The organism is Amycolatopsis oliviviridis (genome assembly GCF_014654365.1).
Classification (GTDB): domain Bacteria; phylum Actinomycetota; class Actinomycetes; order Mycobacteriales; family Pseudonocardiaceae; genus Amycolatopsis; species Amycolatopsis oliviviridis.
This window is the reverse complement of record NZ_BNAY01000011.1, coordinates 142,073-165,414: the sequence shown is the minus strand read 5'-3', so window position 1 is coordinate 165,414 and position 23,342 is coordinate 142,073. Positions and strand designations below refer to the sequence as shown.

General features: G+C 68.2%; 20 protein-coding genes. 13 read left to right on the top strand and 7 right to left on the bottom strand.

Annotation, left to right across the window (positions count from 1 at the left end; genetic code table 11):
- Window positions 1-59 precede the first annotated feature (59 nt).
- Window positions 60-1,451 carry an amino acid permease gene (locus IE302_RS36760; protein WP_191259064.1) on the top strand — a complete coding sequence of 464 codons (1,392 nt, stop codon included), beginning with the start codon at window positions 60-62 and terminating at the stop codon, window positions 1,449-1,451.
- Window positions 1,452-1,539: 88 nt separating this feature from the next.
- On the opposite strand, the gene IE302_RS36755 is transcribed toward IE302_RS36760, so the two are convergent.
- Together IE302_RS36755 and IE302_RS36750 are read right to left on the bottom strand one after the other, a co-directional pair.
- Complete coding sequence (locus IE302_RS36755) at window positions 1,540-3,036, bottom strand: CoA-acylating methylmalonate-semialdehyde dehydrogenase (protein ID WP_191259063.1); 1,497 nt, start codon at window positions 3,034-3,036, stop codon at window positions 1,540-1,542.
- Window positions 3,037-3,056: 20 nt separating this feature from the next.
- A complete protein-coding gene (locus tag IE302_RS36750; protein ID WP_191259062.1) occupies window positions 3,057-3,926 on the bottom strand; it encodes a Cgl0159 family (beta/alpha)8-fold protein in 870 nt (289 codons plus the stop codon).
- 110 nt (window positions 3,927-4,036) lie between these two features.
- Between IE302_RS36750 and IE302_RS36745 the strand changes: the two genes are divergently transcribed.
- Window positions 4,037-4,786: a GntR family transcriptional regulator gene (locus tag IE302_RS36745; RefSeq protein ID WP_191259061.1), complete on the top strand. Its 750-nt coding sequence runs from the start codon at window positions 4,037-4,039 to the stop codon at window positions 4,784-4,786.
- Here the strand turns inward: IE302_RS36745 and IE302_RS36740 are convergent.
- Window positions 4,766-6,211 (bottom strand): APC family permease, encoded by a 1,446-nt coding sequence (locus IE302_RS36740; RefSeq protein WP_191259060.1) that lies wholly within the window; start codon window positions 6,209-6,211, stop codon window positions 4,766-4,768. The genes IE302_RS36745 and IE302_RS36740 overlap by 21 nt on opposite strands.
- Window positions 6,212-6,685: 474 nt before the next feature.
- On the opposite strand from IE302_RS36740, the gene IE302_RS36735 reads away from it, so the two are divergent.
- Entirely contained in the window at window positions 6,686-7,942 is a 1,257-nt protein-coding gene (locus IE302_RS36735; protein ID WP_191259059.1) for an HNH endonuclease signature motif containing protein, read from the top strand.
- Between the two features lie 36 nt (window positions 7,943-7,978).
- Here the strand turns inward: IE302_RS36735 and IE302_RS42930 are convergent, their stop codons facing one another.
- The 4 genes from IE302_RS42930 to IE302_RS36715 form a co-directional block, all read right to left on the bottom strand.
- On the bottom strand, window positions 7,979-8,242 hold the full coding sequence (locus IE302_RS42930; protein WP_229908167.1) for a hypothetical protein: 264 nt from the start codon (window positions 8,240-8,242) through the stop codon (window positions 7,979-7,981).
- A 104-nt stretch (window positions 8,243-8,346) separates the two neighbouring features.
- On the bottom strand, window positions 8,347-8,796 hold the full coding sequence (locus IE302_RS36725) for a MoaF C-terminal domain-containing protein (protein WP_191259058.1): 450 nt from the start codon (window positions 8,794-8,796) through the stop codon (window positions 8,347-8,349).
- 103 nt (window positions 8,797-8,899) lie between these two features.
- The gene (locus IE302_RS36720; RefSeq protein WP_191259057.1) at window positions 8,900-9,373 is read right to left on the bottom strand and encodes a carboxymuconolactone decarboxylase family protein; all 474 of its coding nucleotides are present in this window, start codon (window positions 9,371-9,373) and stop codon (window positions 8,900-8,902) included.
- 203 nt (window positions 9,374-9,576) lie between these two features.
- Entirely contained in the window at window positions 9,577-9,948 is a 372-nt protein-coding gene (locus IE302_RS36715) for a TroA family protein (RefSeq protein ID WP_229908165.1), read from the bottom strand.
- Window positions 9,949-10,090: 142 nt separating this feature from the next.
- Here IE302_RS36715 and IE302_RS36710 point away from each other — a divergent pair, with 142 nt between their 5' ends.
- The 10 genes from IE302_RS36710 (at window position 10,091) to IE302_RS36665 (ending at window position 23,334) form a co-directional block, all read left to right on the top strand.
- On the top strand, window positions 10,091-10,972 hold the full coding sequence (locus IE302_RS36710) for an SIS domain-containing protein (protein WP_191259056.1): 882 nt from the start codon (window positions 10,091-10,093) through the stop codon (window positions 10,970-10,972).
- A 7-nt stretch (window positions 10,973-10,979) separates the two neighbouring features.
- A complete protein-coding gene (locus tag IE302_RS36705) occupies window positions 10,980-11,885 on the top strand; it encodes a 1-phosphofructokinase family hexose kinase (protein WP_191259055.1) in 906 nt (301 codons plus the stop codon).
- Between the two features lie 10 nt (window positions 11,886-11,895).
- Complete coding sequence (locus tag IE302_RS36700; RefSeq protein ID WP_191259054.1) at window positions 11,896-12,777, top strand: class II fructose-bisphosphate aldolase; 882 nt, start codon at window positions 11,896-11,898, stop codon at window positions 12,775-12,777.
- A gap of 81 nt (window positions 12,778-12,858) precedes the next feature.
- Window positions 12,859-14,250 carry an ABC transporter substrate-binding protein gene (locus IE302_RS36695; RefSeq protein ID WP_191259053.1) on the top strand — a complete coding sequence of 464 codons (1,392 nt, stop codon included), beginning with the start codon at window positions 12,859-12,861 and terminating at the stop codon, window positions 14,248-14,250.
- Window positions 14,250-15,200 (top strand): carbohydrate ABC transporter permease, encoded by a 951-nt coding sequence (locus IE302_RS36690; protein ID WP_191259052.1) that lies wholly within the window; start codon window positions 14,250-14,252, stop codon window positions 15,198-15,200. Before IE302_RS36695 ends, IE302_RS36690 begins: the two co-directional genes overlap by 1 nt.
- Before the next feature lie 19 nt (window positions 15,201-15,219).
- Entirely contained in the window at window positions 15,220-16,149 is a 930-nt protein-coding gene (locus IE302_RS36685) for a carbohydrate ABC transporter permease (protein WP_191259051.1), read from the top strand.
- Between the two features lie 6 nt (window positions 16,150-16,155).
- Window positions 16,156-17,223 (top strand): ABC transporter ATP-binding protein, encoded by a 1,068-nt coding sequence (locus IE302_RS36680; RefSeq protein WP_191259050.1) that lies wholly within the window; start codon window positions 16,156-16,158, stop codon window positions 17,221-17,223.
- Window positions 17,220-19,076, top strand: a complete 1,857-nt coding sequence (locus IE302_RS36675; RefSeq protein WP_191259049.1) for a DUF5107 domain-containing protein — start codon at window positions 17,220-17,222, stop codon at window positions 19,074-19,076. Before IE302_RS36680 ends, IE302_RS36675 begins: the two co-directional genes overlap by 4 nt.
- A 125-nt stretch (window positions 19,077-19,201) precedes the next feature.
- Window positions 19,202-19,987: a DeoR/GlpR family DNA-binding transcription regulator gene (locus IE302_RS36670; protein ID WP_005159412.1), complete on the top strand. Its 786-nt coding sequence runs from the start codon at window positions 19,202-19,204 to the stop codon at window positions 19,985-19,987.
- 254 nt (window positions 19,988-20,241) lie between these two features.
- On the top strand, window positions 20,242-23,334 hold the full coding sequence (locus IE302_RS36665; protein WP_191259048.1) for a TIM-barrel domain-containing protein: 3,093 nt from the start codon (window positions 20,242-20,244) through the stop codon (window positions 23,332-23,334).
- Window positions 23,335-23,342 lie beyond the last annotated feature (8 nt).

The following is a 23,342-nucleotide window of genomic DNA, read 5'->3' as shown; positions in this document are numbered from 1 at the left end:
CTTAAGTCTTCCTTAGCACTGTTGGTGACCTGCCGCACACGCTCTAGCGTCTGGCAACCATGGATTCCTCGCTGCTCACCGAAAAAGGTGAAAGCTACTCAAAAGCACTGGGCAACCGCCAAGTGCAGATGATCGCCATCGGCGGCGCGATCGGCGTCGGGCTGTTCCTCGGTGCCGGTGGCAAGCTCCACCAGGTCGGGCCGTCGCTGGTCCTGTCGTACGCGCTCTGCGGTATCGCCGCGTACTTCGTGATGCGCGCCCTCGGTGAGCTCGTGCTGCACGAGCCGACTTCCGGCAGTTTCGTCACCTACGCCCGCAAGTTCATCGGGCCGTGGGCGGGCTTCGCCTCCGGCTGGATGTACTGGGTGAACTGGGCGATGACCGGTATCGCGGAGATCACCGCGGTGGCGATCTACGTGCACAAATGGCTGCCCGACGTTCCACAGTGGATCACCGCGCTGGTCGCCCTCGGCGTGCTGCTGGCGGTGAACCTGCTTTCGGTGAAGCTGTTCGGCGAGCTGGAATTCTGGTTCTCGGTGGTCAAGGTGCTGGCCATCGTGGTCTTCCTGGTCACCGCCCTCGGGCTGGTGCTCACCAGCGCCGACATCGGTGGCACCACGGCAGGCGTGCACAACCTGACCGCCCACAATGGATTCTTCCCGGCGGGTATCGGCATCGCCCTGATGACCCTGCAGGCGGTCATCTTCGCCTACTCGGCGATCGAGGTCGTCGGCATCGCCGCCGGTGAGACCAAGGACGCCCGCAAGGTGCTGCCGAAGGCGATCAACGGCGTGGTCTGGCGGATCGGCGTGTTCTACGTGGGCTCCGTGCTGCTGCTCGCGATGCTGCTGCCGTGGCCGTTCTACAACGGCGGCGAGAGCCCGTTCGTCACCGTCTTCACCCGCCTCGGAATCCCGGGTATCGGCGACGTGATGAACGCGGTCGTGCTCACTGCCGCGCTGTCGAGCTGCAACTCCGGCCTCTACTCGACCGGCCGCATCCTGCGTGCGCTGGCGGACAAGGGCGAGGCGCCGAGGTTCGTCGGCAAGATGAGCAGCCGTCACGTGCCCTACGGCGGCATCCTGTTCACCTCCGGCGCCTACGTGCTGGGCGTGGTGCTCAACTACCTGGTGCCGAAGGACGCCTTCGACATCGCGATCGCGATCGCCTCGCTCGGCGTGATCACGACCTGGGCGACGCTGATCTTCTGCCAGATGCGGCTGCGTCAGGCGGCGCTGCGCGGAGAGCTGGAACGGCCGTCCTACCGGATGCCGTGGGCGCCCTACAGCGGCTGGGCGACGCTGGGCTTCCTCGCGCTGGTCGTGGTCCTGATGGGCTTCTCCGACGGTGCGGAGAAGATCGCGTTCTACTCGATCCCGGTGCTGGTCGTGGTGCTGGCGGTCGGATGGCGGATCGTCGGGAAGCGGCAGCAGCGGCACGAGGTGGGCTGACCCTCACTCCGGATGTCATGAAAGGGCCGTTCCTGACGAAAAACGTCAGGAACGGCCCTTTCATGACACTCGCGCCGGGGAGCGGCGGTCAGCTCGAAGTCGGGAAGTTGAAACCAGAGGCCCCGGGTCCCGCACTGTGCGGCCACCGCGTCGTGACGACCTTCGCCCGCGTGTAGAACCGGACACCCGCCGGGCCGTGGATCGGGCTGTCCCCGATGAGCGAGTCCTTCCAGCCGCCGAAGGAGTAGTACGACATCGGCACCGGGATGGGCACGTTCACCCCGATCATGCCGACCTTCACCTCCCGCTGGAACCGCCGCGCCGCCTCTCCACTGCCGGTGAAGACGGCCGCCCCGTTGCCGTACGGGTTCGCGTTGATCAGCGCGATCGCCTCGTCCAAGGTGTCCACCCGCACGATCCCGAGCACCGGACCGAAGATCTCGTCGCGGTAGGCGGACATCCCGGTGGTCACGTTGTCCAAAAGGGACGGTCCGACGAAGAACCCGCCCTCGTGACCGGCGACGCGCAGCTCCCGGCCGTCGACCACCACGGTCGCGCCCTGCTCCGCGCCGAGGGCGACGGAGTCGATCACCCGCTGCCGTGCGGCCTCGGTGACGACGGGGCCCATGTCGTTGCCGGCGTCGTGACCGGGGCCGACCTTGATCTCGGCCGCCTTGCGCTTGAGGATCTCGATGAGCCCGTCGCCCGCCGAACCGACGGCGACGCCGATGGAGATCGCCATGCAGCGCTGCCCGGCGGAGCCGAACGCGGCCGCCGTGAGGTGGTTCGCGGCGTATTCGAGGTCGGCGTCGGGCAGGACGACGGCGTGGTTCTTGGCCCCGCCCAGCGCCTGCACGCGTTTGCCGGTGGCCGTCGCGCGTTCGTGGACGTACTTGGCGATGGGGGTCGACCCGACGAACGACACGGCGGAGACGCCGGGATGCTCCAGGATCGCGTCGACGGCGACCTTGTCCCCGTTGACCACGTTGAACACGCCGTCGGGAAGACCCGCTTCGGCGTACAGCTCGGCGACCAGCCGGGACGCGGACGGGACCCGCTCGCTGGGCTTGAGTACGAACGTGTTGCCGGTCGCGATGGCGATCGGGTGCATCCACAGCGGGACCATGATCGGGAAGTTGAACGGCGTGATCCCGGCGACGACGCCGAGCGGCTGCCGGAAGTCGTGCACGTCCACGTCCCGCGAGACCTGGTCGGAGAAGCCGCCTTTCAGCGCGTCGGCGATGCCGCAGGCGTACTCGACGATCTCGCGGCCGCGGACGATCTCGCCGCGCGCGTCGTCGAGCACCTTGCCGTGTTCGGAGGAGATGATCCGCGCGAGCTCGTCCTCGTGCTTCACCAGCAACTCGCGGAAGGCGAACATCACCCTGGTCCGCTGCGACAGCGACGAATCACCCCACGACTCGAACGCCTTGCCGGCGGCGGCCACCGCGGTGTCCACATCGGACGGTTCGGCGAGGAGCACCTCCGCACGCGCCTTTCCCGCGGCCGGGTCGTACACCGGGGCGGTGCGGGTGGAGCCCGCCGTGGTCGCGGTGCCGTTGATCCAGTGGTCGATGGTCTTCACGTGTTGCCCTCCACGGGTGTTCACAGCAGGCCGACGGCGGTGTCGACGGCCTTGGCGACGTCGCCGTCGTGCGGGTAGAGCAGGGACCGGCCGACCACGAGGCCTTGCACGGTCGGCAGTGCGAGCGCGCGCTGCCAGGCGGCGAACGCGGCGTCGGGATCCTTGACCTCGCCGCCCAGCAGGACGGCGGGCAGCGTCGAGGCGGCCAGCACCCGCTCCATGTCCTTCACCACCGGGAGTTTCAGCCAGGTGTGGGCCGACGAACGGCCGAGCGCGGAGGCGATGGTGATGGAGCGGATCACGGCCTCGGGGGAGAGGTCGTTGCGCAGGCGCCCGTCGACCCAGTCCGCGACGAACGGCTCGACCATCGCGATCAGTTTCCGGTCGGCGAGTTCGTTGACCGCCTTCGCGGTGTTCTCCAGGACGCTCGGTGTGGCCGGGTCGGCCAGGCAGATCCTGGTGAGCGTCTTGCCGCCGTCGAACCGCATCCGCTCGATCGTTTCGGCGTCGTAGCAGGCGAACCGATCGTCGATCTCGAAACTCGATCCCGCGAGGCCGGTGCGGTTCATCGAGCCGATGACGGTCTTGCCTTCGAGGGCGCCGAGGAGCAGCAGGTCGTCGATGACGTCCGGCGTCGCCAGCACCCCGGTGACCCCGGGCCGTTCCAGGGCGAGGCCGAGGCGGTCCAGCAGCTCGCCGCGGTCGGCCATCGCGAGCGGGTCGGCGCCGACACCGTTCGCGCCCCGCGCCGGATGGTCGGCCGCGATGATCATCGTGCGGCCCTTGTCGTTGAACGGCGATTTCGCCCGGACCCGGGTGGCCGCGGCCGCGGCGATGGCCTCCGGATCGCGCACCCTCGCGGCGACTATCCGGCGCACTGTGTCCGACACCTTCCGTACCTCCCGGCTCGCGTGGTCCTTCGACCATCGCAAGAGCCCGAAGACTTTGTCAAGACATATGGACATAAGGTCATAGTGGTCGGTCGCGGTAGGCTCCGCGCATGAAATCGTGGGCGCCCGGCGAGATCGTGGTGGATCCGAACGGCCCGGAGCCGCTGTACTCCCAGGTCGCCCGTCAGATCGGCGCCGCGATCGAAGACGGCAGGCTGCCGAACGGTGCCAGGCTGGACAACGAGCTGGATCTGGCCGCGTGCCTGCATCTGTCGCGCCCGACCATCCGTCAGGCGATCCAGTCACTGGTGAACCAGGGATTGCTCGTCCGCAAACGCGGTGTCGGCACGCAGGTCGTCCGCACCAAGGTCGCCCGCCCGCTGCGGCTGAGCAGCCTCTTCGACGACCTCAGCGAACTCGGGGACAGGCCGGAGTCCGTCGTCCTGATCAACCGGGTCGAGCCCGCGGACGACGAGGCGATCGAGCACCTCGAGACACCGGGCCTGACCCATGTCCGGCGGCTGAAGCGGGTGCGGTCGACCGGCGGCCAACCGCTGGCGATCATGAACAACTACCTGCCCGACGGCCTCATCGACCCCGCCGACGACGAGCTGCGGGACAAGGGGCTCTACCAGCTACTGCGCTCGGCGGGCGTCCGGTTGCACGCCGCGCAGCAGAACGTCGGCGCCCGGCAGGCGACCGAGGAGGACGCCGAACTGCTCGACGAGAAGCCCGGTGCGGCGCTGCTCACCATGCGGCGCACCACCTACGACGACTCCGGCAAGGTCGTGGAACACGGCTGGCACGTCTACCGGGCTTCGCGCTACTCCTTCAATCTCTCACTGACCAACAACGTCTGACGGTTCGCGTTCCAGGTCGTCCTCCAGCGCCGCGTACACCGAGGGACGGAACCGGCGCAGCCAGCCGGCGAGCGCGAGCCCGGCCAGCGCGACGATCAGGAGCAGCCACGGCAGCAGCGGGACGACGCCGTTGCTCGACCCGGCGAGCGTCGGGAAGTTGAGGATGGCCAGCGTCACGATGAGTCCGAGCCCCACGGCGCCGAGGCCGGGAGCGATCAGCGTCTTCACCACCCGGCGGTCCCGGGTCCGGCGGAAGTACACGAGGATCGCCACCGCCGCGAACAGCTGCAGGGTGAGGATGCCGAGGGTGCCGAAGCCGGTCATGCTCGCGGTGAGGTCGGCGACCGGGTCGAGCCCGGCGAGCCGGAACGCCAGCGCCACCACCGAACCGAAGGCCAGCTGGACGATCGAGGCGTAGCGCGGTGCCCCGTTGCGCGGATTGGTCTTCCCCAGCAGGCGCGGCAGCACGCCGACCCGTCCCAGCGCGTACAGATACCGGGTGGCCGAATTGTGCAGCGCGAGCAGCGCCGCGAACAGGCTGACCACCAGGAGCAGCAACATCACCTTGGTCAGCGGGCCGCCGAGGTACTCCTGCGCGACCGAGAGCACGAGATCCCCGCTCGACAGGTGCGCGGCGGCCACGTCCTGCGCCTGCTCGGCGCCGATCGCGCTGACCACGGCCCAGGTCGTGAACGCGGCGAACACCCCGATGAACCCGATGGCGATGTAGGTCGCGCGCGGGATCGTCCGCTTGGGGTCCTTCGCCTCCTCGCCGAACAACGCCGTCGCCTCGAATCCGATGAAAGCGTTGGCGGCGAACAACAACGCCAGGCCGCCTGCCCCCTGGAACATGACGGACGGGCTGAACGCGGCGAAGGAAAAGCCGTGCCGGAACAGCACGCTGAAGTCCATGATCAGCAGAATCGACACTTCGAGGATCAGCGAGACGCCCAGCACCTTCGCGCTGACCGCGATGCCGCGGCGGCTGAGCAGGAGGGCCAGCACGACCGAAAGCGCGCTCCAGAACAGCCAATCGAGCTTCAAGCCGAAGACGTCGTCGATCGCGGTGGAGGTGAAGAACCCGCTCGTCCCGATCGCGCCCGCCACGAAACAGTTGTAGCCGAGCATCGCGACGAAGCCGGCGACGAGTCCCGGTGTCCGGCCCAATCCCTTGACCACGAAGGCGTAGAAGCCGCCTGCGCTGGTGAGCACCCGCGACATCTGCGCGTAGCCGACCGCGAACAGCAGCAGCACGACCGTGGCCAGCAGGAACGCCGCGACCATGCCGCCGCCGTTGCCCACCGCGATGCCGATGGCCGCGATCACGATCATCCCGGTGAGGGGCGCGACCGCGGCGAGCACGAGGAACACGATGCCTGGCACGCCCAGGACATTCTTCGCGAGCGACGTGTCGTCTCGGCTCATGTGCGCTCCTCTTCTCAGGCTGGACGGCCAGTATGGGAGCGGCCGGGGGCACGGGCTTTGCCTTTGCGCGCTCGGTGCTTGTTCGCCCGCGCCTGGTCTTCGGTGCGAGGCCCGGTCGGTCCAGGGCCTTGTGAGTGGCAGGGATGGTTAGAGCGGTCAGCAGCACTCGCGAGGCCCTGGATGTTGCTCGTCGGGGTGCGCGATTCTGCGGCCTCTGCTGGAACGTGTTGTGAAAGCCACTTTCGCAACCTTGAAGGTTGCGAAAGTGGCTTTCACAACACTCTCGGAGGGCGCGCCCCCTTGCCGACCGCAGGCCTTCACGGACTTGGCACCCGACAAGACACCTTTGCCTTACCCCTCAATAACCGTCCTTATCGCTCGCGACTATCGCTTTCCTTCAGCTGGAATAGCGTATTCAGGTGTCGCATGAATATGTGATAGCACAGGTGTTCGAATCGATGTAATGTCGATTCCGTGGCCAATGACAGCGCATCCCAGACGACGCCCACCGAGTGGTGGCGTGTCGACACGGCTGTGTTGCATGCGCGCAAGCAGGAACTGGAAGTTCTCAAGCGTCAGTTGGATGCGGAGCAGAACGCGATCCTGGCGGAAATCAACCTTCGCGGGGTTCGCGGATGCAGTGGTCATTCGACGTTGGCGGCGATGATCTATGAGGACTTCCATGTGACTGAGAAGGAAGCCAAAGATCGAGCGGATCGGGTGTTGGCTTTGTATCCCGGCCCGTCCGTCGGTGGAGATCCTGCCCCGCCTTTAGCGCCTTTGACTGCTGGGGCAGCTGCAGAGGGTGCGATCGGTGGTTCGCAGATCGACGCCATCATCCGCACTCTCGCCCGGATCCCGTCTTGGGTGCCGGAGGAGAAGGTTCGGGGCGGGGAGAAGATCCTGGTCGGCCTGGCTCGTCACGCCGGGCCGCGTGCTATCGCCCGGGCCGGGCGACGCCTGCTGGACAAGCTCGATCCCGACGGGAAAGAGCCCCGCAATGAGGATCCCAAAGATGTCCGTCCGGAACTGCGGTTCGTCAAGCACCGCGACGGGACCTTGGGTTTGAAGGGCACGCTGGATCTGGAAACGTATGCGCGGTTGAAGTCTGATCTGGATCCGATGGCCAAGCCGCATAAGGCGATCGACGGTGTCCGGGACTCTCGCACGCAGGATGAGCGCTACGGGGATGCCTTCACCGACTACGTCCGGCTCAAGACGACCAGCCGGAACTTGCCTGGCCAAGCCGGGGAAGCCACCCACATCCTGGTCACCATGTCCTACGAGGACCTGATCAACGACCTCGGCGAAGCACACCTGGACCTGGTGGGTCCGATCAGCGCGACCGACGCCCGGATCCTGGCCTGCGATGCCCGCGTGCGCCCGGGTGTTCTCGGTACCGCGGGCGAACCTCTCGACATCGGCCGGTCGAAACGCACCGTTTCACTGGCCCAGAAGTACGCACTCACGATCCGCGACGGTGGCTGCGCGTTCCCAGGCTGCGATATGCCGGTACCGCGTTGTACGGCACACCACATTGTTTTCTGGCGGCACCATGGCGAAACGAAAATCGACAACCTGGTGCTGCTCTGCACCAAGCACCACCGGCTGATCCACCACAGCGAGTGGAAAGTCCAGATCGCCCAGGACGGCCTGCCGGAGTTCATCGCCCCCGCCTACCTCGACCCCACGGGAGAACCGAGGCGCAACACGATGCACCTCAGGACATAGGCCGACGTCGGGGAAACCGGGGTGCGATAGTCGAGGTCAGCCGATTCTCCGGTCAATCGTCTCGGTGGACAGCTGCTGCCATGACTCGGTCCATCGCTTCAGCGTGCTTGCCGGCGGCTGGGCCGTCGTTCGCAGGTTTCGCTGCGGGTGGAAATGGACGATGGTCCCGGTCGTGCCGTCGTCGGCGATCGGGGTCAGGTCGGTGACCGGGAGTCCGTGTTCGTAGCGTTGGGTCCACGAGCCGTTGTGGCGCCGGTTCGTATGCACGAGCCATTCGCTCAACGCCGCGACGACGGACATCGTCCGCAGGCGTTGCTCTCGGCTTCCTCGGCCGCCACCTCGGATTCACTCATCCGGTAATTATCGCTTCTAGAGCTGCGGTGGTCAGTTCGCGTACTGGCCTCTCACGACCGTGGCTCAGGGAACGAAGGCCACCCGTGCGGCTTGTCCAGGATCTCGATGGTCGCCTGGTCGACCAGGAAATACTGCCCGCCGTCCTCACGCGGGTTCGTGTAGGCCGCGGTCGCGACCAGGCGCTCGAAGTCCGCCATCACCGCGATGGGATAGCCGCCGTCGAAGACCTCGCCGTGCGCGGCGGTCGCGACGGTCCCGGTTTCGTACCAGGTCACGAAGTACTGGGCGGGACCGACGGCGAACACGCGCAACGTCTTCTCCTTCTGTCGGACGCCGGTGAAATCGCCGGACACGCCGGTCCAGATCATCGTCGTCCGATCCGCGTAGTGCTGCTCCAGCACGTTCCCCGAGCCGTAGTGGAAGTTCGCCCGCAGCCCGACGAGATCGGTGGTGAGCTGGTGGGTGCCGGTCACGGGGAAGAAGCGGACGTCGAGTTCCACGGGCTGAAACCTCCGGAAGGATCGCTGTTTCCGAAGGTTTAGCACCGCGAACCTCCCGAATCGTTGTCCGGCGAGGCACCCCTCTTGTCGGTGAACGCGAGGCTCAGCCGAACATGCCGGGCCGGTAGTCGCCGGCCGGGGTCCCCGCGATGACGTTCAGCCGGTTGTAGGCGTTGATCGTGGCCACCAGGGAGATCAGGGCGCCGATCTCCTCGTCGTTGTAGTGCTTGCGCACCTGTGCCCAGGTCTCCTCGCTGACACCGGCGTGCGCGTCGGCGATGCGGGTGCCCTCCTCGGTGAGCGCCAGTGCCGCGCGCTCCGCCTCGGTGAACACGTTCGCTTCCCGCCAGGCGGCGACGAGGTTGAGCCGCACCGAGGTCTCACCGGCGTGCGCGGCGTCCTTGCTGTGCATGTCGGTGCAGAAGCCGCAGCCGTTGATCTGGCTGGCCCGCAGCTTCACCAGTTCCTGTGTCGCGTGCGGCAGCGAGGACTCCTCGATCGGACGGCTCGCGGCGCCGAGGCGCTTGACGAACTTGACGGCGACCTCGTTCTCGAACAGGTTGAATCGCGCTTCCATGATCTTTCCTCTCCGTCGGTTTCTGCACACATGACGACTGGGACGGAGAGGTTGTGACAGCTTTCGAAGTGACGCCAGTCACTCGTGAAGGACGTCCGCGAGGAGTTCGGCGCCGTCGACGACGCGGGGGCCCGGACGGTTGAAGTAGGCCGGGCCATCCAGAATGCGCACGGCCGGGAGGTCGTCCCAACCGGGCAGCCCGGTCAGCAGAGGGAGGCCGCCGGCGGCTTCGATCTGCTCCGGGACCCAGTGCCCGGCAGGCCAGAGCGGATCGAGCCATTCGATGGCCGCGACGCGCGATCGGGGACGTCCAGTACCTCGCCGAGCGTGGTCAGGCAGGCGAAGACGTCATTGAGGGCGTACAGGCCCGACCCGCGGTGCTCGCCGCCGACGGCCGCCGAGATCTCCCGGCTCGACAGCACGTCGTGGTCGATCGCGCTGCTCGTGACCACCGGGACGTCGTCGAGGGCGCCGGGCGGCCAGTCGCATTCGTGGGTCCGACCGGCCAGTGACCCGAGGAGCCCGAGGGTCGCGACGAAGTCCGTCGCGGCCGGGAGCAGCGAGACGATCCGCATCCGTCCACGGTAGGCGACCAGGTTCATCCTGCACATCTGAGCGAGTCAATTGCGTGAAAGTGCGCTAACAGAGCATTGACGTTGCACAAAACTGCACCTAACGTGACAGCTATTGCGCACAACTGGCACGGATGGGGAGTTCATGAGCGGGACCTTCATGGCGGCGGAGATCGCGAGCCAGCCCTGCTGCTGGCGGGACGCGGCGGCTCTGGCCTCGGCGAACAGTGATCTGCTGCCGCCGCCGGGCGCGCGGGTCGCGATCGTCGGCTGCGGCACGTCGTGGTTCATCGGCCAGGCGTACGCCGTCCTTCGCGAGTCCGCGGGGCTCGGCGAGACAGACGCCTTCGCCGCGTCGGAATTCCCGGTCGGCCGTGGTTACGACCACGTCGTGGCGCTGACCCGGTCGGGTACGACGACCGAGGTCCACGCCCTGCTGGCGAAGCTGCGGGGCAAGACGCCGACCATCGCGATCACCGGAGTGCCGCGCGAGATCGAGAACGCCGCGGACACGATCGTCGACCTGTCCGTCGTGGACGAACGTTCGGTCGTGCAGACCCGCTTCGCCACGACGGCGCTGGCGATGCTGCGCGCGAACCTCGGCGAGGATCTGACGGCGGTCGCCGATCAGGCCGAGCGCGTGCTCGCCGAACCGCTGCCCGACAAACTGGTCGGCGCGGAGCAGTTCAGCTTCCTCGGCACCGGCTGGTCCGTGGGCATCGCGAACGAGGCCGCGCTCAAGTTCCGGGAGGCCTGTCTACTGTGGACGGAGTCGTACCCGGCGTGGGACTACCGGCACGGTCCGATCAGCATCAGTGAACCCGGCCGCGTGACCTGGATGTTCGGGCAGGCGCCGGAAGGCCTGGCCGACGACGTCGCCCGCGCCGGTGGCCTGTTCGTCGAGAGCGGCTTGGACCCGCTCGCCGACCTGGTCCGCGCGCAGCGCGTCGCCGGGGCGATCGCCGCCCGCAAGGGCCTCGACCCGGACAACCCCCGCAGTCTCACCCGTTCCGTCGTCCTGACCTGAGGCCGCCGTGATCGTCACCGTCACGCCGAACACCGCGCTGGACGTCACGTACACAGTGGACGGTCTCCAGCCCGGCGGGGTGCACCGGGCGAGAGAAGTGCGGCACCGGGCGGGCGGCAAGGGCGTCAACGTCGCCCGCGTACTGCGCACACTCGGTGCCGACGTCCACGCGATCCTCACGGCCGGCGGCGTGACGGGAGCCGTAGTCGAGAGCGACCTCGAGGCGGCGGGCATCCCGGCCGACGTTGTCCCGGTCGGCGGGGAAACCCGGCGTACCACAACGGTCCTGGCGGACGACGGCTCGGTCACGCTGCTGAACGAGCCCGGGCCACGGCTCATGGAACACGAATGGCAAACGCTTGCGGCGGCCGTCCGGGCGAGCCGGGCGGACGTGCTCGTCTGCTCGGGCAGCCTCCCGCCGGGAGCCGGGGGATACGCCGGGCTGCTCGGCGCGGCACCGTCCATCTTGGACACTTCCGGTGAAGCGCTGCTCGCCGGACTGGCCGGGCGGCCGTCCGTGGTCAAACCGAACGCCGACGAACTGCGCGAGGTCACCGGCCTGCGTGACCCGGTGGCCGCCGCGAACGAACTCCGCCGGGCCGGGGCGGACGCGGTCGTCGTGTCGCTGGGGGCGGAGGGGCTGCTGGCGGTGACCGGGTCCGGTACCTGGCACGCGGCACCGTCCACTGTGCTCACCGGCAACACCACCGGCGCGGGCGACGCCGTCGTCGCGGCGCTCGCGCTGGGGTTGAGCCGCGCCGAAGCCTGGCCGGACATCCTGCGCCGGGCCGTCGCGCTGTCCGGGGCGGCCGTGCTCGGGCCGCTCGCCGGCGACGTCGACCTCGCGCACTACCGAGCCGAACAGGGGCTGGTCGCCGTGCGCGCCCGCCCGGAGCTCCCGGACACGACCTAGGAGAACAGTCATGCCTCTGGCAGGAACCGGGGAGATCGTCGGAGCCGCCGCGGCGGCCCGGCACGGCTGCGGCGCGTTCAACGCGATCCAGCTCGAACACATCACCGCGATCATCGACGGCGCCACCGAAGCGGAAGCGCCGGTCATCGTGCAGCTGAGCCAGAACGCCGTGAAGTACCACGGCTCACTGGCGCCGGTCGGCACGGCGGCACTGGCCGCGGCCAGGGAGGCGGCCATTCCGGTCGCGGTGCATCTCGACCACGCCGAATCGGCCGACCTCGTCCGCGAGGCCGTCGCGCTCGGCTTCGGATCCGTCATGTTCGACGCGTCCAAACTGGACTACACCGACAACGTGCGCGCGACCCGTGAAGTCGCCGCGTACTGCCACGATCACGGAGTGTGGGTCGAGGCCGAACTCGGCGAGGTCGGGGGCAAGGACGGCGTCCACGCGCCCGGCGCGCGCACCGATCCGGACGAAGCGGCGGAGTTCGTCGCGTCCACCGGCGTCGACGCGCTGGCGGTGGCGGTGGGCAGTTCGCACGCCATGCTCACCCGTGACGCCGCACTGGACTTCGAGCTGATCGCGCAGCTGGAGGGGCGGGTGCCGGTGCCGTTGGTGCTGCACGGCTCGTCGGGCGTGCCCGACGAGGGGCTGGCCGAAGCGGTGCGAGCGGGGATGACGAAGATCAATATCGCCACCCAGCTCAACAAGGTGTTCACGGCGGCCGTCGCGGACGACTGGCGTGCGCATCCGGAGCGCGTGGACCCGCGGAAGTACCTCGGCGCCGGGCGGGCCGCGGTCGCCGTCGAGGTGCGGCGGCTCTTGGGAGTGCTCAAGCTTGATCATGTTGAACCGGTCAAGGTGACGATTGAGCAGACTTTGCGCGATTGAGTGTTGACATGTGCGTGAAACCTCACAAAACTGCGCAAGAACAAGCAGAACTTGTGTGATCTTCGATCCAGGTGGTGGCGGATGCGGGTAGGCAGGCTGACGGCATTGACGGCAGGGGCGGCGCTCCTGCTCGCGGGTTGCGGCGGCGGGGACACCGCCGGTGGCACCGGCGAGAACGCGCTCCCGGGCGTCGACCAGTTCCTCAACGCGCCCTGTCCGGAAGCGGGAGTCAAACCCGCTACGGACAAGGAATTCACGTACTGGTCCATGTGGACGGCCGACGAACCGCAGGGCAAGGTCCTGCAGAAGGCCTTCAAATGCTTCCAGGAGAAGACCGGCGTCAAGGTCGACGTGCAGTGGCTGGGCCGCAAGGCCTACACCCAGAACCTGGTGCCCGCGCTGAACACCGACGCCGTGCCGGACCTGTTCGACCAGGATGTCAGCAAGGTCGGCGCCGCGATCATGACGCCGGGCGGCACGCAGAGCGTCGACGACGTGTTCGCGATGAAGGTCGGCGAGGGTGACAAGACCGTCAAGGACGTGCTTTCGCCCAGCTCGTACGACTTCCCGCAGAACAAGGACCGCGAGGGTCACAACTTCATGGTCCCGTACACGATCCAGTCGAGCGCCTGGTGGTTCAACAAGGACACCGCCGGTGACATCCAGCAGCCGAAGACGATGGACGAGCTGATCGGCCTGTTCGACAAGGCCAAGTCCGACGGCAAGGCCGCGATCAGCCTCGACGGCGACATCCCGTTCTACAACATGTACTTCTACACCCAGCTCGCCGAGCGGTACGTCGGCGCGGGCGGGATCTACAAGGCGGCGACCGACAAGACCGGTCAGGCGTGGAAGACCGACCCCGGTTTCCTCAAGGCCGCCACCGAAACCGCGAAGCTGCCCAAGTACTTCATCGACGGCTGGGACGCGGCGAAGTTCCCGCAGGTGCAGCAGCGCTGGGCCGACGGCGACTCCCGCTTCCTCTACGTCGGCAGCTGGGCGCCGAGCGAGACCCGCGAATACCTGGACAAGCAGGGCGCCGGGACGAAGATCAACTACGGCTCCTTCCAGTTCCCGATGCCCGAGGGCGCCACGCACGACACCGTCGAGCAGATGTCGATCGGGTTCTCGGTGACCAAGAAGGCCAAGCACGCCGAGGCGGCCAAGGCGTTCATCGCCTACTTCCTCAACAAGGACCTGCTTTCCGGGATCCCCGCGGTGGCCGACAACCTCGTCCCGCGCGCCGACCTCGCCGTGCCGGACGACCTCAAGCAGGTCAAGGCCGCGCTGGACGACCCGAAGAAGGAGCACGTCCTGCAGTACGACGGGATCGACGGCATCGCCGGCGGCAAGTGGCAGACCGACGTCTTCGACCCCGCCGACATCGCGCTGCTGAAGGGGCAGATCACCCCGCAGCAGTTCGTGGACCAGCTCGCCACCAAGGGCGCCGAGTTCTGGAAGAATCAGGGCTGATGGCCACGGTCACGACGCCGGCGACACCGTCGGCGAGGGTGGTGAAGGCCGGCGCGCATCTGCGTCGCAAGAAACGGCTGTTCTGGCCGTTCGCCGCGCCGGCACTGGTGCTTTATCTGGCCTTCCTGGTGCTGCCGACGATCGCGACCGTGGTGCTGAGCTTCACCAGCTGGGCCGGGGCGGGGGACACGCCGGAACCCAACGGCGTCACCAACTACACGCAGATGTGGGCGAGCGACTCGTTCCAGTACGCCTTCCGCAACACGCTGATCTACGTGTTCCTCGGCGGGATCGGCACGTTCGCCCTCGCGTTCCTGTTCACCATGGTGCTGCGGGACATGAAGGGCGGGAAGATCGTCCGCGCCATCCTGTTCTTCCCGAACATCGTGGCGCCGGTGGCGCTCGGCATGTTCCTCGGCTTCGTCTTCAAGTACCAGCCGGGGAAGCAGGGGCTGGCGAACTACGTGCTGGAAGGCCTCGGCGCGGACGCGGCGAAGTTCCTCGCACCGTCCAACGTGACCGGTGTGGTGACGGCTTCGTTGATCTGGGCCAGTTCGGGCTTCTACATCACCATCCTGATGGCCGCGGTCGACCGTATCCCGCCGTACCTCTACGAGGACGCGGAACTGGGCGGCGCGTCGCCGTGGCAGAAGTTCAAGAACATCACGCTGCCGATGACCTGGGACGTCGTCGGTGTCGCGGGAGTGCTGTGGACGATCAACGCGCTCAAGATCTTCGAGCTGGTGTTCGTGCTGGCCGGGCCGGGCACCTACGCCCCGCCCAACGAGGCGTGGACGCTGGGGATCTACGTGTTCGACCGGACCTTCGGCTCGAACGGCACCCCGGACTTCGGTGCCGCCTGCGCCTGCGCGGTGGCGATGATCGCGCTGGTGTCCGTGCTCGTCGTCCTGCTCCGTCGTTTGATGCGCCGTGACGCGATCCAGTTCTGAGTTGTCCATAGGAGACGAAATGTCCGTCACCGACGTCGATGCGCCCGCGCGGCGACCGGCGAAACCGGTGCGCAAGCCGCCGCGCAAACCGCGGCCGGCGCCCGGCTCGAAACGGTTCAGTCCGTTGCGCGTCGTGGGTTCCACGATCGTGTGGCTGTTCACCGCCGGGAACATCCTGGTGCTGTACTGGCTGCTCACGGCCTCGTTCAAGACGCCGGTGGAGATCTTCACGAAGCCGTTCGACCTGCCGTATCAGTGGTTCAAGGTCGGCAAGCCGTTCCGGAACTTCATCTACGCCTGGAACAACGCCGGATTCGGCGACGCCGTGCTCACCACGGTGGTCCTGGTCGGGCTGGCGACGGTCGTGACGGTCGCCGTCTCGGCGCCTTGCGCGTACGCCCTGACCCGGCTGGGTGTCCGCGGCGCCGGGCCGATGACGAACGTCGTCGCGATCGGGATGGGCGTGCCGTTCCAGACCGTGATCATCCCGCTGTTCGTGGTGCTCAGCAAGATCCACCTGGACAACGAGTACGGCCTGTTCGTGCTGTACGTGGCGCTGTCCATCCCGTTCACGGTGTTCCTGATGACCGGCTTCTTCCGGTCGCTGCCGGACGAACTGGAGGAGGCGGCCGCGCTCGACGGCGCCTCGCCGACGCGCACGTTCTTCTCGGTCATGCTGCCGCTGACGCGCGGCGGCATGATCACCGCGCTGACGCTGAACGCCATCGGCCTGTGGAACGAGACGCTGCTGGCGATCGTGTTCCTCAAGGACCAGGCGCACTTCACGCTCTCCCGCGCGCTCTTCACCTTCTACGGGGCCGCGAGCTACCAGTCGGAGTACGGCGGCCTGATCGCCGGTGTGGCGATCGTCGTGCTCCCGATGCTCGTGCTCTACCTCGTGCTCGCCCGCCGGATCATCACCGGCCTGACCCTCGGCGCCGGAAAGTAGGACCTGATGGCCACCGTGACCTTTTCCGACACCACCCGGTTCTACGCCGGGGTCGAACGTCCCGCGGTCGACGGCCTCGACCTCGAAGTCGCCGACGGCGAATTCCTCGTGCTGGTCGGCCCGTCCGGCTGTGGGAAGTCGACCACGCTGCGGATGCTGGCCGGGCTGGAAGGCGTCGACGACGGCTCCATCCACATCGGCGACCGCGACGTGACCGAGCTGCCGCCGAAGGACCGGGACATCGCGATGGTGTTCCAGAACTACGCGCTCTACCCGCATATGACGGTCGGGGAGAACATCGGCTTCCACCTGAAGCTGGCCAAGATGCCCAAGGCCGAACGCGAACGCAAGGTGGCCGAGGCCGCGGCCGTGCTCGACCTGACCGAGTACCTGGACCGCAAGCCCGCGAAGCTGTCCGGCGGTCAGCGGCAGCGCGTCGCGATGGGACGCGCGATCGTGCGCGAGCCCAGCGTGTTCCTGATGGACGAGCCACTGTCCAATCTGGATGCCAAGCTCCGGGTCCAGACGCGGACCCAGATCGCCTCCCTGCAACGGCGGCTGGGCATCACGACGCTCTACGTCACGCACGACCAGGTCGAGGCGATGACGATGGGGGACCGGGTCGCCGTGCTGAAGGACGGGATCCTGCAGCAGTGCGACACCCCTGTCGGCCTGTTCGCCAAGCCGGTCAACGTGTTCGTCGCCGGGTTCATCGGCTCGCCCGCGATGAACCTGCTGGAGACCACTGTGGATAGTGACGGTGCCGTGGCCGGTGGCACGCGGCTGCCGCTGACACCGGCACAGCGCTCGGCACTGACCGGTCCCGGCATCGTCGTCGGCGTCCGGCCCGAGGGCTGGACGATCGGGGACGGCGGTTTCGAAGCCGTCGTCGAGGTCGTCGAGGAACTCGGCAGCGACCAGTACCTCTACTGCCGGGACGGCGACCGCGTGCTGACGGTCCGTACTCCGGGCATGGCCCCGTGGCAGCGTGGCGAGCCGATCTCCCTGACGCCGCAACCGGGCGCGGTGCACCTGTTCGACGCGGCGACCGGCGATCGGCTCCCGGACGCATGACCCGCCTGTACCGCACCGGACTGGTGCTCCCGGCCGCCGAACTGGGCCCGGAGAACCCGTTGCCCCCGCTCCGGAAACCCGAAGCGGTGGCGAAAGTGTCCAATGTGGACGAACTGCCGCCCGATCTGGCGGAGAACATCGGGTACGGCCGCCTGGACACCACGCTGCCGTGCCTGCTGCAGGACGGCTACACCCGTGACCGCCCGGAACGTGAGCTCCCGGCGGTGGTGCTGGAGAACGACAAGCTCCGCGCCACGGTGCTGCCGTCGCTGGGCGGACGGCTGTATTCCCTGGTCCACAAGCCGTCCGGCCGTGAGCTGCTGTACCGCAACCCGGTGTTCCAGCCCGCGAACCTCGCCCTGCGCGACGCCTGGTTCGCGGGCGGTGTCGAGTGGAACCTCGGGAGCACCGGGCATACGACGCTGACCTGCGAACCGATGTTCGCGGCGGAGATCGAGGGCCCGGACGGGACACCGGTGCTGCGGCTGTGGGAATGGGAACGCACCCGTGACGTGCCGTACCAGGTCGACTTCTGGCTTCCCGCCGATTCGGAACACCTGCTCGTGGCGGTGCGCGTGCGGAACCCGCATCCCTACGACGTCCCGGTGTACTGGTGGTCGAACATCGCGGTGCCACAGAACGAAGGCACCCGGGTGCTGGCACCCGCGACACAGGCGTGGCACTACGGCTATTCCGGACGGCTCGACCTGGTCGACGTCCCCGGCGAGCTGACCTACCCGGCCCGTGCCGAAGCCGCGGCGGACTACTTCTTCGAAGTGACCGGGAGACCGTGGGTCGCGGCCGTCGAGAGCGACGGGACCGGGCTGGCCCAGCTGTCGACCGCCCGGTTACGCGGGCGGAAACTGTTCCTGTGGGGCGAGTCCACCGGCGGACGCCGCTGGCAGGACTGGCTGGCGCCCGGCGCCGGCGGCTACCTGGAGATCCAGGCCGGTCTGGCCCGCACCCAGCTGGAACACCTGCGCCTGCCGCCGGGGGAGGGCTGGGACTGGCTGGAGGCCTATGGCCCGGTCACCGCGGATCCCGTGGCGGTGCACGGGGACGACTGGACGGCGGCGCGCGAGGCCGTCGCCGCCGGTCTGCCGTCGGCCGAGACGCTGGACGAGTACCACGAAGCCTGGCGGAAGATCGCCGACGTCACCCCGGAATCCTTCCTGGCCACCGGTTCCGGCTGGGGAGCGCTGGAGAACCGGCGGGCGCCGATGTGCCTGCCCGGTACGCCGTTCCCGGACGATTCGCTCGGGCCGGAGCAGGAGCCGTGGCTCGCGTTGCTCGACGGGACGCCGCCGGACGGGGATCCGCTCGCGGTGCCCCCGCCGACACTGGTGAACCGGTACTGGGCGGATCTCATGGAGTACGCCCCGAAGAACTGGCTGACCTGGTACCACCGGGGCGTCGCGCATTGGGCCGCCGGACGGCAGTCGGACGCGGTCCGCGCCTGGCGCGAGTCCGTTTCCGCGGACGAGAACCCTTGGGCGCTGCGGAATCTCGCGGTCGCCACCTCCGGGCACGAAGCGGCCTGGCTGTACCGGCGAGCGGTCGCTCTCGCGCCGTCGCTGCGGCCTTTGGCGGTCGAGGCGATCGCGGCGCAACTGGCCGCGGGGCTCCCGGACGAGGCGGGCGCACTGCTCGCCGGGCTTCCCGTGGAAGGCCGGATCGCCTTGCTGACCGCCCGCACGAGGCTCGCTCAAGGCGACGTCGTCGGGGCCAAGGCCGTCTACGACCAAGGATTCGAGGTCGCGAACATCAGGGAAGGGGAAACGTCGCTTTCGGATACCTGGGCGGCGGTTTCGGAAGAACCGCTGCCGGAACAGCACGACTTCCGGATGAAGTGACGGCCGGGCCACTCGACCGGCGTGCCGCTCGCGGCGGACAACCGCGATGCAGCATACTGCTCGAAACAGTGGCCAACAGCGCAACGCCATGCGCGATAGGTCGCAGCGAGCTAGGAGTGGCGCGGATGGCCCGGCACGAACGGCTGAGCACCCTGCTGGACCTGCTGGGGCAGCGGGAGAAAATCGACGTCGAGGACGTGGCCGAGGAGTTGAACGTCTCCGCGGCCACGATCCGGCGCGACCTCGATCACCTGGCGGAGCAGCAGTTGCTCACCCGCACCCGGGGTGGTGCGGTGGCCAACGACCTCGCCTACGACCTGCCGTTGCGGTACAAGACCGCGCGGCACGTGCCCGAGAAACAGCGGATCAGCGTCGCCGCGGCGTCGCTGGTGGCGCAGGGCATGGTGGTCGGCCTCAACGGCGGGACGACGACGGCCGGGGTCGCGCGGTCGCTGGCCACGCGGTCGGATCTGGCGGGCCGGGGTGATTCGCCGGGGCTGACGGTGGTCACCAACGCGCTGAACATCGCGCACGAACTCGCGGTGCGGCCGCATGTGAAGATCGTGGTCACCGGCGGCGTCGCGCGTCCGCAGTCGTTCGAGCTCAGTGGTCCGCTCGCCACGCGCGTGCTCAGCGAGCTGACGATCGACCTGCTGTTCCTCGGGGTCGACGCGTTCGACGCCGAGGCCGGCGCCTTCGCTCACCACGAGGGCGAAGCGAGTATCAACCGGCTGATGGTCGAGCGCGCGGAACGCGTCGTCGCCGTCGCCGACGGTTCGAAGCTGGGCCGCCGCGCGTTCGCGCGGATCTGCGCGACGCCGCAGGTGCACGCCCTGGTCACGGACTCCAACGCCGATCCGAAGGCGCTGCGGGCCTTCGAGGCCGCCGGGGTCGAGGTCCAGGCGGTCTGACCGCTCCGCTCCCGGATGTCATGAAAGGGCCGTTCAGGACAAAAGATGTCCTGAACGGCCCTTTCATGACATCCGGGGCACGGGCACTCCTTGCCCCATAAGGATCTTCGTCCGACCCGACGAAAGTCGGCAGCACCGCTTCGGCGGATGACTTTGCGCGAACCGTGCGCTATACAGAGACCCTATTGCGTATTCATGCGCGAAAGGTGTCTCGAATGAGCAGAGTTACGCAATCCCTGAGTAGTTTGGCCGCAGTGGCCCTGCTCGGGCTTTCCCCGGTCGCCGCCCACGCCGATCCGGCCGCGGCCGCGGCGGGCGAACTGGGCGATCTGACCGGGATCTCCGCCGACGGCCCCACGGTCACCCTGAATTCGGGGAGCGACGCGGTCCGCGTCAGCTTCCCGGCCGAAGGCGCCGTCCGGGTCTGGCTCGGGCCGGACGGCAAGTTCACCGATCCGGCCGGGAGCAAGATCGTGCTGCCGCGCACCGGCGAGATCACGCCGAAGAAGACCGACAAGGGGGACTACTGGGCGGTTTCCACGGCCAAGGCGACGTTGCGGGCGTACAAGCACCCGATGCGGCTCGCGCTGTACGACGGCGCGGACCGCAAGCGGCTCTGGGAGGAGTCGGCGCCGCTGTCCTGGACCGACAAGAAGACCACGCAGACCTTGGCGCGCACGGCGACCGAGCAGTTCGTCGGCGGTGGTGAGCAGAACGGCCGGTTCAGCCACCGCGACCAGACCATCCGGATCTTCGCCGACTACAACTGGGACGACGGCGGAGCCCCGAATTCGCAGCCGTTCTACGCCTCAACGGCGGGATACGGCGTGCTGCGCAACACCTTCGCGCAAGGCACCTACGCCTTCACCGAGCCGGTGCGCACCACCCACGACGAGCGCCGCTTCGACGCGACCTACGTCGTCGGCAACGGGCTCAAGGACGTCATCTCCGGTTATACCGATCTGGTCGGGAAGCCTTTCCTGCCACCGCTCTACGGGCTCGAACACGGTGACGCCGACTGCTATCTGCACAACGCCAACCGCGGCGAACGGCACACGCTGGACGCGGTGAAGATCGCGGAGGGGTACACCGAGCACGGGATGCCCAACGGCTGGATGCTCGTCAACGACGGCTACGGCTGCGGGTACGAGAACCTCCAGCAGACCGGCGAAGGCCTCCGCAAGAACAACATGCAACTCGGGCTGTGGACCGAGAACGGCGTGCCGAACCAGGTCGAGGAGGTCAAGGCCGGGGTCCGGGTCCGCAAACTCGACGTCGCGTGGGTCGGCCCCGGGTACCAGTTCGCGCTGGACGCGTGCGACACCGCGCACAAGGGCATCGAGGACAACAGCGACGCGCGCGGGTTCGTCTGGACGCCGGTCAGCTGGGCGGGCGCGCAGCGCTGCGGCGTGCTGTGGAGCGGTGACCAGGCCGGTTCCTACGACTACATCAAGTGGCAGATCCCGACCTACGCCGGCGCGACGAACTCGGGTATCGCGTACAACACCGGCGACATCGACGGCATCTTCGGCGGCAGCCCGCAGACCTACGTCCGCGACCTGCAGTGGAAGGCGTTCCTGCCGGTCTCGATGACGATGGACGGCTGGGCCGCGTCGGACAAGCAGCCGTGGCGGTACGGCGAGCCGTACACCTCGATCAACCGCAAGTACCTGCTGCTCAAGGAACGGCTGCTGCCCTACACCTACAGCCATTCGGTGGAGGCCCACCAGACCGGCGTCGGGCAGGTGCGCCCGCTGGCGCTCGAGTACCCCGACGACCCGAACGTCTGGGGCGAGAAGGCGAAGTACGAGTTCCTGTCCGGCAAGGACTTCCTGGTCGCGCCGGTCTACGAGAACTCCACCGTCCGCAACGGCATCTACCTGCCGAAGGGCACCTGGGTCGACTACTGGAGCGGCAAGACCTACACCGGACCGACCACTGTGGACGGTTACGACGCGCCGCTCGACACGCTGCCGCTGTTCGTCCGCGCCGGTGCCGTGGTGCCGATGTGGGCCGAGGGCACGAAGTCGTGGCAGACCCGGGACAAGGGCGTGCTCGACCTCGACGTCTACCCGCAGGGCAAGGGCTCGTTCACGCTCAGCGAAGACGACGGCGTGACGAGGGCGTACAAGAACGGTGACCAGGCGAAGCAGACCTTCACCGTCGACGCGCCGACGTCCGGGCTGGGCACGGTGACGGTCGGGATCGGCGCGAGTTCCGGTTCCTACGCCGGAAAGCCCGCGTCGCGGAACTACCAGCTGACCGTCCACACGGGAAGCAAGCCCGCGACCGTCCTCGCCGGGACCTCGATCCTGCGGCAGTACGGCAGCAAGGCCGAACTGGACGCGGCGCCGTCGGGCTGGTGGTTCGATCCGGCCACCGGCGGGGTCGCGCGGGTCAAGACCGGCAAGGTCGGCGCGGGTGACCGCCAGGACGTCCGGCTGTTCGGCACGAGCGCGGTCGGCGGGATCTTCCCCGAGGACCGCAACGGGTCGGTCACCCTGTCGGTTCCGTCGGTGACCGGGCCCGGGCAGACCGCGACGGGCACGCTGAGCTTCACCAACGGCACGCCGCTGCCGGTCCGGGACGTCTCGTTCTCCCTGCCCGCCAACGGCTTCCGTGTCGAGGTGCCCGCCGGCCCGCGACTGGTCATGCCCGGCAAGACCGTCCAGGTGCCGGTCAAGATGACGCCGGACGCGGGGATCAAACCGGCCGACTACCAGCTCACCGCGTCGGCGTCGTACAAGGCGCGGCTCGGGGAGAACCGGGTCACCGATTCGGTGACGGTCACCGTCCCGCACGGTTCGCTCGCCGCGGCCTACGGCAACGTCGGCGTCACCGACGCGGCCCACGTCGCGGTGGGGGACATCGACGGTGGCGGAAGCAGTCTCCGGGCCGAAGGTCTCGCCGAAGCCGGTCTCAAACCCGGCGCGGGCTTCACCGCCCTCGGCGCCCGGTTGACCTGGCCGGAAACCGGGGCCGGGCAGAAGGACAACGTCCTCGCGTCCGGTCAGAGCATCGCGGTGCGGGGGACGGGCGCCAAGCTGGTGCTGGCCGGAACCGGTACGGGCACGGCGAAGGGCACCGTCGTCGTCCGCTACGCCGACGGCACCACGAGTCAGGCCGAACTCGGCTTCCCCAACTGGTGCTGCGCCGATCCCGCCCAGTACGGCGCGACGACGGTGGCGACCGTGCTGGGCAAGAACACCCGCACCGGGGCGGCCTATCCGACCACGCCGTACCGGGTGTTCGCGAACTCCGTCCCGCTGACCGCGGGGAAGGAGGTCGTCGCGGTGACCCTTCCGTCCAACACCGCGATGCACGTTTTCGCGGCGGGCATCAGCTGACCTAGCTG